Annotated in this window: 12 protein-coding genes; 7 read left to right on the top strand and 5 right to left on the bottom strand. The window is 71.8% G+C overall.

The features are described from left to right. Positions 1 to 37: 37 nt before the first annotated feature. Positions 38 to 859 carry an alpha/beta fold hydrolase gene (locus F4562_RS28590; protein ID WP_184541359.1) on the top strand — a complete coding sequence of 274 codons (822 nt, stop codon included), beginning with the start codon at positions 38 to 40 and terminating at the stop codon, positions 857 to 859. Between the two features lie 26 nt (positions 860 to 885). Here the strand turns inward: F4562_RS28590 and F4562_RS28595 are convergent, their stop codons facing one another. The 3 genes from F4562_RS28595 to F4562_RS28605 form a co-directional block, all read right to left on the bottom strand. Continuing rightward, positions 886 to 1314: a hypothetical protein gene (locus F4562_RS28595; RefSeq protein WP_184541358.1), complete on the bottom strand. Its 429-nt coding sequence runs from the start codon at positions 1312 to 1314 to the stop codon at positions 886 to 888. Between the two features lie 560 nt (positions 1315 to 1874). Beyond that, positions 1875 to 2468: a DUF4142 domain-containing protein gene (locus F4562_RS28600; protein WP_184541357.1), complete on the bottom strand. Its 594-nt coding sequence runs from the start codon at positions 2466 to 2468 to the stop codon at positions 1875 to 1877. A 239-nt stretch (positions 2469 to 2707) separates the two neighbouring features. After that, the gene (locus F4562_RS28605; protein WP_221206906.1) at positions 2708 to 3850 is read right to left on the bottom strand and encodes an ROK family protein; all 1143 of its coding nucleotides are present in this window, start codon (positions 3848 to 3850) and stop codon (positions 2708 to 2710) included. 104 nt (positions 3851 to 3954) lie between these two features. Here F4562_RS28605 and F4562_RS28610 point away from each other — a divergent pair, with 104 nt between their 5' ends. The 6 genes from F4562_RS28610 to F4562_RS28635 are packed head-to-tail and all read left to right on the top strand — an operon-like array spanning position 3955 to position 8812. Continuing rightward, complete coding sequence (locus F4562_RS28610; protein ID WP_184541356.1) at positions 3955 to 4683, top strand: amino acid ABC transporter ATP-binding protein; 729 nt, start codon at positions 3955 to 3957, stop codon at positions 4681 to 4683. A 21-nt stretch (positions 4684 to 4704) separates the two neighbouring features. Then, positions 4705 to 5643, top strand: a complete 939-nt coding sequence (locus F4562_RS28615) for a glutamate ABC transporter substrate-binding protein (RefSeq protein WP_184541355.1) — start codon at positions 4705 to 4707, stop codon at positions 5641 to 5643. Further along, on the top strand, positions 5643 to 6287 hold the full coding sequence (locus tag F4562_RS28620) for an amino acid ABC transporter permease (protein ID WP_184541354.1): 645 nt from the start codon (positions 5643 to 5645) through the stop codon (positions 6285 to 6287). Before F4562_RS28615 ends, F4562_RS28620 begins: the two co-directional genes overlap by 1 nt. Next, positions 6284 to 7123 carry an amino acid ABC transporter permease gene (locus F4562_RS28625; protein WP_184541353.1) on the top strand — a complete coding sequence of 280 codons (840 nt, stop codon included), beginning with the start codon at positions 6284 to 6286 and terminating at the stop codon, positions 7121 to 7123. Before F4562_RS28620 ends, F4562_RS28625 begins: the two co-directional genes overlap by 4 nt. Beyond that, positions 7116 to 8069 (top strand): asparaginase, encoded by a 954-nt coding sequence (locus F4562_RS28630; RefSeq protein WP_184541352.1) that lies wholly within the window; start codon positions 7116 to 7118, stop codon positions 8067 to 8069. The genes F4562_RS28625 and F4562_RS28630 overlap by 8 nt, the downstream gene beginning before the upstream one ends. After that, a complete protein-coding gene (locus tag F4562_RS28635) occupies positions 8066 to 8812 on the top strand; it encodes a copper homeostasis protein CutC (protein WP_184541351.1) in 747 nt (248 codons plus the stop codon). Before F4562_RS28630 ends, F4562_RS28635 begins: the two co-directional genes overlap by 4 nt. A gap of 214 nt (positions 8813 to 9026) precedes the next feature. Here F4562_RS28635 and F4562_RS28640 read toward each other — a convergent pair whose 3' ends face one another. Next, positions 9027 to 10001 (bottom strand): aldo/keto reductase, encoded by a 975-nt coding sequence (locus F4562_RS28640; RefSeq protein WP_184541350.1) that lies wholly within the window; start codon positions 9999 to 10001, stop codon positions 9027 to 9029. A 74-nt stretch (positions 10002 to 10075) separates the two neighbouring features. Then, the gene (locus F4562_RS28645) at positions 10076 to 11512 is read right to left on the bottom strand and encodes a class I SAM-dependent methyltransferase (RefSeq protein WP_184541349.1); all 1437 of its coding nucleotides are present in this window, start codon (positions 11510 to 11512) and stop codon (positions 10076 to 10078) included. Positions 11513 to 11579: the final 67 nt, after the last annotated feature.

The following is an 11579-nucleotide window of genomic DNA, read 5'->3' on the forward strand; positions in this document are numbered from 1 at the left end:
GGGGAGTGCGATGGAACGGGCTGCCGGGAATCACGCAATGCCCCCTTCCCGCAGGATCGCGGCCGAGAGGGGGAACGAGGGGTCCGGCGGACGGAGCGGGCCGGGCGGATGGGACGGGCGGGAGGTCACGGCCGTCGCGGGGACGCGGATGCACGCCGCCGTGCTGGGGCCCGCGTCCGCTCCCGAGGTGGTGTGCGTCCACGGGCTGGGCTGCTCCCACCGCTACTTCCTGCCGCTGGCCGGGTGTCTCGCCCCGGCGTCCCGGGTGGTGGCCGTCGACCTGCCCGGGTTCGGCCGCACTCCTGGCCCCGGTGAGCCGCTGGACATCCGTGGCCTGTCACTGGCGCTGGCCGGTTGGCTGCGCGCCACCGGGCGTGGGGGCGTGCCGCTGGTGGCCAACTCCGTCGGCTGCCAGGTGGTCGTCGACATGGCGGTGCACGCACCCGACCTGCTCGGCCCGGTGGTCCTCGTCGGGCCCACGATGGACGACCGGGCACGTTCCGCGTTCCGGCAGGGGGTGCGGCTGGCGGCCAACACCCGGTTCGAACGGGCCGGCCTCGTACCGTTGCTGGCCCGCGACTACCTCGTCTGCGGCCCGCGCCGGTACTTCGCCACCCTTTCCGCCGCCCTCGCCGACCCGGTCGAGCGCAAACTGCGTCATGTGCGCACACCCACCCTGGTGGTGCGCGGGGCCCGCGACCTCATCGCCCCGAGGGAATGGGCACGCCAGGTCGCCGGGCTGCTTCCACGGGGCGACCTGGCAGAGGTGCCGGACGCGGGCCACACCCTCAACTACAGCGCGCCCGCGGAGCTCGCGCGCGCCATCCGGGCCTCGCACACCGTCGGCGGCTGCTTCTGACGGGGCTGTCCGGCCCGGGGCCTATCTCAGAGCTCACCGCCGATGGCGCACGCCCGGCACGGGGGCCGCCCGCAGGTGCACTGCATGATGGCGTCGAGAACGTCGTGGTCGTGGTAAAGGCACTGGTCCTTACAGGTGTGCCGCGGCACGAACCCCGCCTGGATCTCGTCCGGCCACGGCTCCTCGCCCTCGCGACAACGGACGAACTGCTCCGGATCCTCGGTGTGCAATCCGTGGAGGCTGGCCCGGGCCTGGGCCTCCAGCGTCCGTGCCTCGGCCACGATGGTCTTGAGCTGGGCGGCGAGCCCGGAGTAGCGGTCATCGCCGGTCCGTACGTGCGCGGCCCGCAGCGCCATCACCGCGTTACCCAGGAACCGGCCGGCGTCCTGGAGGTCTGTGGTGTGGTGCATCTGGATGCCTGTCACACCTCGTACCCACACGGCGTCGTTGTTCATTGATCGACCTTTCGAAGTGGCAGGTGCTCACACCTGTTCTCTATTGCTTCGGGTCGGCACCCACTTCAGGTTTTCGACTACACCGCAGCATAAGTGTATTTTTGCGTGTTCTTGAGTGCCTGCCGATGCTCGAATCCGGCGGATCGGCAGGGACCGGCGGCCGATCGAAGCCGGTACCGGAGCGGAAAACCCCGCTGGTCCGGGCGTTGCCCGCTCCGTCCGCCACCTCGCGCGGAGAGAACGTCGCCCGGTCGGCCCGCAGGCGGGTAGGGCAAATCTTTGCCATTCTTTTCCTGGTTTTTAATGATGTGATGGTCTCGATCTCTCGCGCCTGAGATCTCCCGCGCCGGAGGTTCCCCGAGTCGGAGGTTCCCCGCGCCCGGTGGAAAACACGCCGTGGGCGGCGGCGTGCAGGATGCGGGAGATCGTGTTCCGCCTTCCGAGGAGTCCGGCCCATGCCCGTTCCCCCGCCGGTTCCCCGGTTCCCCGGTTCGCCGTCCCGGCCCGCCTCCTCCGCCGTCCACCCGCGATCGTGGGGACCGCGGAGGAGGCGGCTGTTCTCAGCTCTCGGTGGGGCTGGGCTCCGGGCTTTCCGTCATGTCGGGTGAGGGGCTCTCCGTCATGCCGGGCGACTCCCCGGCCTGGACCTTGAGCAGCATGTCGAGGTGCTCCTGCACGACGGGTTCGGCGTCCGTGGCGAGCTTCTTCACCTCGGGGGCCGAGCCCTCCTGGAGTTCCTTCCGCCCGTCGGCGAGTGACTGGCGGTGGCCGGCCACCTGTGCGGCGATCCACGCCCGGTCGAAGTCCGCACCGCTCTTGGCCTTCACCTCTTCGAGCTGCCTGCGCTGCTCCTGGCTGGGCTCGTCGGGGAGCTCCACGCCGAGCTGGTCGGCGACCCGCCGCACATCCGCGTCGAGTTTCGTGTGGTCGCCGACCAGCTTCATGCCCATCTCGCGTACGGCCTCGCCGGTCTCCCGGACCTCCTGGCCGCCCGTCTTCTCCTGGGCGGCCCTGCCCGCCGCGATCTCGGCCAGGTTGCTCTGGTGCGCCTGGACCAGGAACGCCCTGTCCTGCTTGCTCAGCGCCGGTGGCGAGCCGGTGGTGCCGGCGGTGCCGCCCAGTACGGTGACGGCGGCGGCCAACAGGATGATCATCTTTCGAACCATCGGAGTCCTCCGTGGATCATTTCAAGGTCAGAACAGACATCTCTCTGACATATGCGCTTATCTGTGACCGTGTAGCGCCACAAGCGGTAAATCCTGACAAAAGGGTGAATGTACCCCGATAGGGGAGCCATTGCCGGTCGTCCGGCCGGGTATCGCGTGGATCCCTCCCTCGGCCGGCGGGATGCCGCGCGCGCGTGCCCGCCGTCCGGCCGGGGCGCTGCGCGGGCTCAGCTCAGGACGGCGTCCAGCAGCAGGGAACCGGCGCCCAGCAGGGCGGCGTCCGGGCCGCCGCGGGTGACGGCGATCTCCAGGTCGCGGGTGGCCAGCGGCAGGCAGCGCTCGTAGACGGCCGCGCGGATGGAGGCGATCAGCGGTTCGGCCGTGGAGAGGCTGCCGCCGATCACGATCGCGTCCGGGTTGAGGAAGTTGACCAGGACGGTGAGGACCTCGCCGATGAGCCGCCCGGCGTTCCTGACCAGGGCGGTGGCCTCGGGCACGCCGTCCTCGACCAGGGCGACCACGTCCGAGGGGCGGTCCACCGCGATGCCCAGCTCGGACAGGGCCCCCATCAGGGCGGCGCCGCTGGCGTAGGCCTCCAGGCAGTCGGGGTGACCGCACGAGCACATGGTGGAGGAGTCGGTCCGCACCCGGACGTGGCTGATGTCGCCGGCGGAACCGCGGCCCCGGTGCAGCCGACCGTCGACGATCACCCCGCACCCTATGCCGCTGCCGGCCTTGAGCACCATGAGGTTGGCGCACTCCGGCCACGAGCGGGCCTCGCCGACCGCCATGAGGTTGGCGTCGTTCTCCACGAGCACCGGCAGGTCGAAGTGGGCGCCGAGGTGCTCGGCGACGGGGAAGTTGTTCCAGCCGGGCATCCGGGAGGGTGACACCACCCGGCCGCTGGCCGGGTCGACGGGCCCGGGAATGCCGGTGGCGACGCCGCGCAGCGGGACGCCGGGCAGGCCGTGGGTGCGCAGCAACTCCTCGAACGAGGCCGCCATCCAGTCGAGCGTCTCCTCCGGGCCCCGGGCGATGTCGCAGGGACGCTCCTCGACGACCAGAGGGGTGCCGCTGAGGTCGAGCAGGCCGAAACGGGCGTGGTGCGCTCCGAGGTCGGCCACCGCGAGCAGCCCGGCGGCCGGGCTGAGCCGCAGTCGCCGGGGCCGCCGCCCCCCGCTGGAGCTGCCCGAGCCCTCCTCGACGAGCAGGCCGGTGCCGATGAGCTCCTCGACGCGCAGGGAGACGCTCGACGCCGCCAGGCCGGAGAGGCGGGCCAGCTGTGCGCGTGACTCGGCGTGGCCGGTGGCCACGAGACGCAGAAGGTCGCCTTGCGCTCCCCGCACGAGCAGCCGCTCTTTGCCTGACATGAACAGAGGAATACCACGGCTGTACTTACTCCGGCAACGTGTTGACTTGCGCAAGAATCATCCATTACGTTCCGCCTTGTCTTCGATTTCGAAGGAAGATGACGATGATCCAGGTCAAAGGGTTGAACAAATGGTTCGGCGATCACCATGTGCTGCGCGACATCGATCTTGAGGTCGCCCAGGGCGAGGTCGTCGTGGTGGTCGGCCCCTCCGGTTCCGGCAAGTCCACGCTGTGCCGGTGTCTCAACCGCCTGGAGACGGCCGGTTCGGGGGAGATCCTGATCGACGGCGTACCGGCCCCGGTGGAGGGCCGCGCGCTGGCCGCCCTCCGGGCCGACGTCGGCATGGTTTTCCAGTCGTTCAACCTGTTCCAGCACAAGACCGTGCTGGAGAACATCGTGCTCGCGCCTGTGAAGGTCCGCGGCGTGAGCCGCGCCGAGGCGGAGGCGACCGCGCGGGAGCTGCTGGCCCGCGTCGGCATCGCCGAGCAGGCGGGCAAGCTGCCCGCCCAGCTGTCCGGCGGGCAGCAGCAGCGGGCGGCCATCGCCCGCGCGCTGGCCATGCGTCCCAAGGTGATGCTCTTCGACGAGCCCACCTCCGCGCTCGACCCGGAGATGGTCGGCGAGGTCCTCGACGTGATGACCGGGCTGGCCGCGGACGGGATGACGATGGTCGTCGTCACCCACGAGATGGGCTTCGCCCGCCGGGCGGCCGACCGCGTGGTGTTCATGGACGCCGGCCAGATCGTCGAGACGGCCGAGCCCGCCGCCTTCTTCGAGGCGCCCCGGACCGACCGGGCCAGGGACTTCCTGGCCAAAGTACTCACGCACTGATCGAAAAGGATGGTGGGCCCGATGGTGTCCATGAAGCGGCTGGCCGCTGTCGCCGCCGTGTCGATGCTCGGCCTGACGGCCTGCGGCGGCACGGACGCAGGCAACTCGGCCGTGCCCGGCGGTGGCCAGGCGGTACCCGGCGAGGCCAAGACGAACGACGTGGTCGCCTCGGCGCCCGTGGCCGCCGCCGCCGACATCCTGCCCGGCTCCACGATGGAGAAGATCAAGCAGCGCGGTGAGCTGATCGTCGGCGGCTCGCTCGACGCGCCGCTGCTGTCGCAGCAGAACCCGGTGACCGGCGAGGTCGAGGGATTCGACGCGGACATGGGCAAGGCGCTCGCCAAGTACATCATCGGCGAGCCCAAGGTGAAGATCGTCAACTCGGCGTCCGAGACGCGCGAGGCGCTGCTGAGCAACGGCACCGTGGACGTCGTCTTCCAGACCTACACGATCACGCCGGAACGGGCCGAGCAGGTCTCCTTCGCCGGCCCCTACTACTCCTCCGGCCTCACCCTCGCCGTCAAGAAGGGCACCACCGGCATCACCAGGCCGGAGGACCTCAACGGCAAGACCGTCATCGCCGGAGCCAACACCCCGGCCATCCCGGCGATCAAGAAGCTCGCGCCGCAGGCGAAGATCGTCACCTTCGGCAGCGACCCTGAGTGCATGCAGGCGCTCAAGCAGGACCGCGGCGTCGCGTACGTCCAGGACGAGACGCTCCTGGTGGCCAACGCCAAGAAGGACCCCACGGTCCAGGTCGTCGGCACGCCCTTCACCGCGGACCCGTACGGCATCGGCCTCAAGCACGGTGACGAGCAGTTCAAGAAGTTCGTCAACGACTGGCTGAAGAAGATGCAGGACCAGGGCGTCTGGCAGAAGGCGTGGAAGAACTCGATCGGCACGGTCGTGCAGGGCGAGGCTCCCACCCCGCCGCAGATCGGATCGGTCCCGGGTTCCTGATGTCCGCTCTCCTGGACCACCTGCCCGAGCTCTGGCAGGGACTGATCGTGACCCTCCAGCTGACCGCGGCGTCCTTCGCCGGCGCCGCGGTCCTGGGGCTCGTGATCACCGCCATGCGGGTCAGCCCGGTCGGCGTCCTGCGCGGGATCGGCACGGTCTACGTGGAGACCTTCCAGAACCTGCCCCTGCTGGTGCTGCTGGTGCTCGCCGTCTTCGGCCTGCCGGAGATCGGCCTCCAGGCCGACCTGCTGGTCACGGCCGTCATCGTCATCGCCGTGTACGAGGCCGCCTACATCGCCGAGGCGCTGCGCTCCGGCGTCAACGCGGTCTCGGCCGGTCAGGGCGAGGCGGCCCGCGCGCTCGGGCTGACCTTCGGCCAGTCCCTGCGCCACGTGGTCCTGCCCCAGGCGCTGCGGACCGTGATCCAGCCGATCGGCAACGTCTTCATCGCGCTGACGATGAACACCTCACTCGCCGCCGCGGTCGGCGTGGTCGACCTGACCGCCGCGGCCAACCGGGTGAACCTCGTCGAGGCGCAGCCCATCCCGATCTTCGTCGGGGCGGGCCTGGCCTACGCACTGATCGCCGCCTGCGCCGGCTTCGTGACCGGGCGGCTCGAACGACGACTGGCGGTGGCCCGGTGAGCAACCTGCTCTTCGACGAGCCGGGCCCGCGTGCCCGGCGCAGGATCCGCATCGCGACCGTGGTGGGGGCGGTCGCGGTGCTGGCCCTGGCGGCGCTGGCCGTACGCCAGTTCGCCGCCGCCGGCCAGCTCACCGCCGACCGCTGGGCACCGTACGCGACCTGGCCGATGTGGCGCTACCTGCTCAACGGGCTCTGGGCCACCGCGCTGGCCGCGGTCGTCTCGGCCGCGCTCGCCATGGCGGCCGGGCTGGCACTGGCCCTCGGCCGGCTGTCGCGGCGGCGCTGGGTGCGCCTGCCCGCCGCCGCGTACGTGGAGGTGGTGCGGACCATCCCGGCGTTGCTGCTGGTCTACGTCGTGCTGTTCGCGCTGCCCCGCTACGGGCTGGACCTGCCGCTGTTCTGGAAGCTCGTGGTGCCGCTGGCGGTCTCCAACGCCGCGGCGTTCGCGGAGATCTTCCGCGCCGGCATCCTGTCGGTCGAACGCGGTCAGGGCGAGGCCGGCCTCGCGGTGGGACTCACCCACGGCCAGACCATGCGCATGATCGTCCTGCCGCAGGCGGCCCGGCGCGTGCTGCCCTCGATCGTCAGCCAGTCGGTCGGCCTGCTCAAGGACACCTCGCTCGGCTTCGTGGTCAGCTACGCCGAGCTGCTCTACAGCGGCAAGGTCCTGGCGACCTACAACGGCCTGCTCATCCAGACCTACATCGTCGTCGCGCTGATCTACCTCGCGGTCAACGCGTCGCTGTCCAAGCTCGCCCGCGTCCTGGAGGCGCGCACCCCGCAGGTCCGCGTCCCGCGGGCCCGCCGACGGAGAAGGAGTCCCGTCCGTGCCTGAACTCGTCCCCCTGGCCGAGGTGGTGCGCTCCGGGTTCGTGGAGAGCCTCCACTTCGGCAGCGCCGTCGCGCTCGCCCCCGACGGCACCGTGGCCGTCGCCCGCGGACAGGCCGACGCGCCGGTGCTGCCGCGCTCGTCGGCCAAGCCGTTCCAGGCGCTGGCGTGCCTGCTGTCCGGGGCCCGCCTGCCCGGGCCGAGGCTGGCGATCGCCGCCGGCAGCCACACCGGCGAGGACTTCCACGTGCGGCTGGTCACCGAGATGCTCGCCGAGGCCGGGCTGGACGTGGACGCCCTGGGCTGCCCCGCCGACTGGCCGGAGGACGAGGCCACCCGGCACGCGCTGATCCGGGACGGTCGCACCGCCGCGCGCGAGCGGATGAACTGCTCGGGCAAGCACGCCGCGATGCTCGCCGCGGCCGTGGCCTCCGGCTGGGAGACCGGCTCCTACCTCGACGCGGACCACCCCGTGCAGCGGAAGGTCAGAGCCGTCGTCGAGGAACTGTCGGGGGAGGACACGGCCCACGTCGCCGTCGACGGGTGCGGCGCGCCGCTGTTCGGGGTCTCGCTGACCGGCTTGGCGCGGGCCGCGCGCGGCCTGGTCGTCGCAGCCCCCGGCACCGCGCCGCGCGCGGTCGCCGACGCGATGCGCGAGCACCCCGAGTACGTCGGCGGGACCGGCCACGTCAACACCACCCTGATGCGGGCGCTGCCGGGGGCGGTGGCCAAGGGCGGGGCCGAGGGGGTCCTCGTCGTCGCCCTCGCCACCGGGCACGCCGCGGCCGTCAAGGTCATCGACGGCAGCCCCCGGGCGACGACCGCGATCGCCCTGGCCGCGCTCCGGGCGGCGGGCGGCGACGTCACGGCCGCCGCGGACCTCGCGCGCGTCCCGGTGCTGGGCGGGGGCGTCCCGGTCGGCGAGATCCACGCTCTGGAAGAGGAGAGATGAGCCTTACCTACGAGATCTGCATCGACAGCACGGCGGGCGCCGTGGCGGCGGAGAAGGCCGGCGCGCACCGCGTCGAACTGTGCTCGGCGCTCTTCGACGGCGGCCTGACCCCGACACTCGGCGCCGTCGAGGCGACCCTCGCCGCAGTCTCGTCGATCCGGGTCCACGCGATCATCCGCCCCCGGGGCGGCGACTTCATCTACGACGAGTACGAGATCGCCGCCATGGAACGCGACGTGGCGGCCGTCCGGGACGCGGGCGTGCAGGGTGTGGTGATCGGGGCGCTCACCCCGGCGGGCGAGGTGGACGTCGCGGTGGCCGAACGCCTGATCGGCGCCGCGGAGGGACTCTCGGTCACCTTCCACCGGGCCTTCGACATGACCGCCGACCCGTTCGCCGCGCTGGACACCCTCATCGCGCTGGGCGTCGACCGGGTGCTCACCTCCGGCCAGGACACCACCGCGCTCGAAGGCGCGCCGCTGATCGCCTCCCTGATCGAACGGGCCGGCGACCGGGTGATCGTGATGCCGGGCGGCGGCATCACGCCCCGCAACGCGCGTCGCGTGGTCGAGGCGACCGGGGCCTCCGAGCTCCACTTCGCCGCCCTGGTGGACGCGCCCAGCCCCGCGGTGCACCGCAACCCGCACCCGTTCATGGGCGGGGAACTGCGTCGGCCCGAGTACGCGCGCCTGGTCACCTCACCGGCCCTGGTCACCGAGGTGATCACCGCCGCCGGCTCCTGAACCGCCGGACCGCCCGCTGGACCGACCGCTGGACCGCCCGCCGGACCGGCTGCCCCGCAGACCGGCCGCTCCACCGGGCCGCCTGCCCTGCGTGCCGCCCGCCCACCGGGCCGCCGCCCCGGCCCGGTGGCCTGGCCCGGTGACGCGGCAGGCCGGCTCCGGCCCCGGGCCGCGGCCGGCCTGCGGACCGCGGCGTACCCGCCGGCCGGGCCCGTCAGTGCATGACGCGGCGGGGGCGGTACGGCTCGGCGAGGAAGGCGAGCTCCTTGTCGGTCAGCTCCAGCTCCACCGCCGCGACCGCGTCGTCCACGTGCCGTTCCTTGGTGGCGCCCACGATCGGGGCCGTCACGCCCGGCTGCCGCATCACCCACGACAGCGCCACCCGGGCGGGCGGCACCTCGCGCTCCCGGGCCACGTGGGCGACCCGGTCGAGGATCTGGCGGTCGTTCTCCGCGTCCGTGTAGAGGGCACCGATGCGCTGGTCGCTGCCCGCGCGGGTGGTGGTCTCCGCCGACCCGGCGCGGGCGAGCACCCCCCGGGCCAGCGGGCTCCACGGGATCAGGCCCACCCCCTGGTCAGCGCAGAGCGGGTTCATCTCCCGCTCCTCCTCCCTGTAGAGGAGGTTGTAATGACCTTGCATGGACACGAACCTCGTCCAGCCGTTGACCTCGGCCACGTGCTGGGCCTTGGCGAACTGCCAGGCGAACATGCTGGAGGCGCCGAGATAACGGGCCTTGCCCGCGCGGACCACGTCGTGCAGGGCCTCCATGGTCTCCTCGATGGGGGTGTCCGGATCCCACCGGTGGATCTGGTACAGGTCCACGTGGTCGGTGCCCAGGCGGCGCAGCGAGTCGTCGATCGCGGCCATGACGTGCTTGCGGGACAGCCCGGCGTCGTTGGGCCCCTTGCCCATCGGAAAGAACACCTTGGTGGCCAGCACGTAGTCGTCCCGGCTGGGGAAGACGGCGCGGAGGAGCCGGCCGGTCACCTCCTCGCTGGCACCCTGCGAGTACACGTCCGCGGTGTCGAAGAACGTCACCCCGGCGTCCGCCGCCCGCCGCACGATCGGCTCCGCGGCGGCCTCGTCGAGGACCCACTCGCTCCACCTGGCGGGGTCGCCGTAGCTCATCATGCCGAGGCAGACCCGCGACACCTTCAATCCCGTCGTGCCCAGGCGCACGTACTCCATGGAAACCTCCCGATCACCCGGTCCGGACCCAGCCTACGACCGGCGGTTCCGGCCCGGGATCACCGGCCGGTGTCCTAATCGGCGGGGTCGAGCCGGTAGACCCGGGTCTCGACGTCCATGCTGATCTCGCACCCCGTGCCGAAGTAGTGTTCCTCCGCCTCCCGGAAGGCGTCCGCGCCGCCGCGTTGCGCGCGCAGGAAGGACAGGATGCTCCATGCCTCCTCGCGGCCCAGCCGTATCTCGTCCGGGCCGAAGATCGGTTCGGGGCCACCCGTGTTGCGCATCGTCGTGACGAAACGCCGGACGGGCCGGAAGCCGAACTCCGCGGCCCGCGCGGTGAGGTCCTTCATGATCAGACGGTCACCGGGGTAGTCGTGGTCGTAGGCCTCCATCAGGCGGCGGACCGGGTCGGGGCCGCGGAAGGTCGAGTTGTCGGCGTCGACCACGTACAGCAGGCCGCCGGGGCGGAGGACGCGGCGGATCTCCAGCAGGGCCAGGTCGGGGCTGCGCAGGTGGATGAAGACGAAGCTGGCCGTGACGACGTCGTGGGAGGAGTCGGGCTGGCCGGTGGTGTAGGCGCTGCCCGGGTGGAAGGTGTGGCCGGGGAAGGCGGTCCGGGCCGTGGTGAGGAGTTCGGGGGAGGGTTCGACGCCGTGGATGCGGTATCCGGCGAACGGGGGCTCCTGGGCGAGTGCCGCCAGGTAGTCGCCGGGTCCGCTGCCGATGTCGAGCAGGGAGGCGGGTGCGGGCGGGAACGGCGTCTCGGCCAGCCGCGGTCGTTGCTCGGCGAGGACGAGCCGGCCCTGGGCGGTGAGCCGGGGGAGTTCGTCGCCGGGGGGCAGTGATTGCAGGTAGAGGTTCTCGGTGTTGAGGCGGTCCACGGCGAGGAGGTCGGCGCGGCCGTTGTCGGTGAGGAAGCGGACGAGGGAGGGGACGTGGATCGGGTCGTCGGCGGTGGCCGCCTTTCTGTCCAGGTGGCGGTTGTTGAGGTGGAAGTCCTCCAGAGCCTGCTCGCCCTCCACCTTCATCACGGTCAGCGCGTCGTCACCGGAGCCGACGTCGGCGTGCCGGACGAAACCCCGCCGGGCGTACCGGTCGGCGAGGTGGGGGTGCCCGTTCCTCAGCAGCAGTAGGAAGATCCTGGCCGGACGCAGCGACTCGCAGATCTGGCGCAGCATCGAGGTGCCGATCCGCGCGCTGACGAGGCGTCCCCGGTGCTCCTCGACCTCCACCCGTTTGCCGAGCTGAACCGACAGCCCCGTCGCGTCCGGGAACGCCGCGTCGGCCAGTTCCGGAGCTCCCGGCTCGTAGAGGTACGCGGAGATGACGGCCACGATCTTCCCGCCGGACATCGCGCACAGGTGCAGGCCCTCGGGGTCCCTGGCATGGCGGACCCAGCGCTCGTTCCAGCCCAGTTCGTCCACGAACGCCCGCCGTCGTAGATCGACGATCTCCTCTCCGGCTTCCTGCCATGTCACCCAGCGCGCTTCGATGCCGTTCTCGCGGTCCATTGTCGAAGACCTCCCAAGGGGGCGTCCGGGGAGCCTCAGGTCGGGCGCCCGGACGTTGTTCAGCCAA

Origin of the sequence: Streptosporangium becharense, from assembly GCF_014204985.1 — a bacterium.
In the GTDB taxonomy this organism is placed as follows: Bacteria; Actinomycetota; Actinomycetes; order Streptosporangiales; family Streptosporangiaceae; genus Streptosporangium; species Streptosporangium becharense.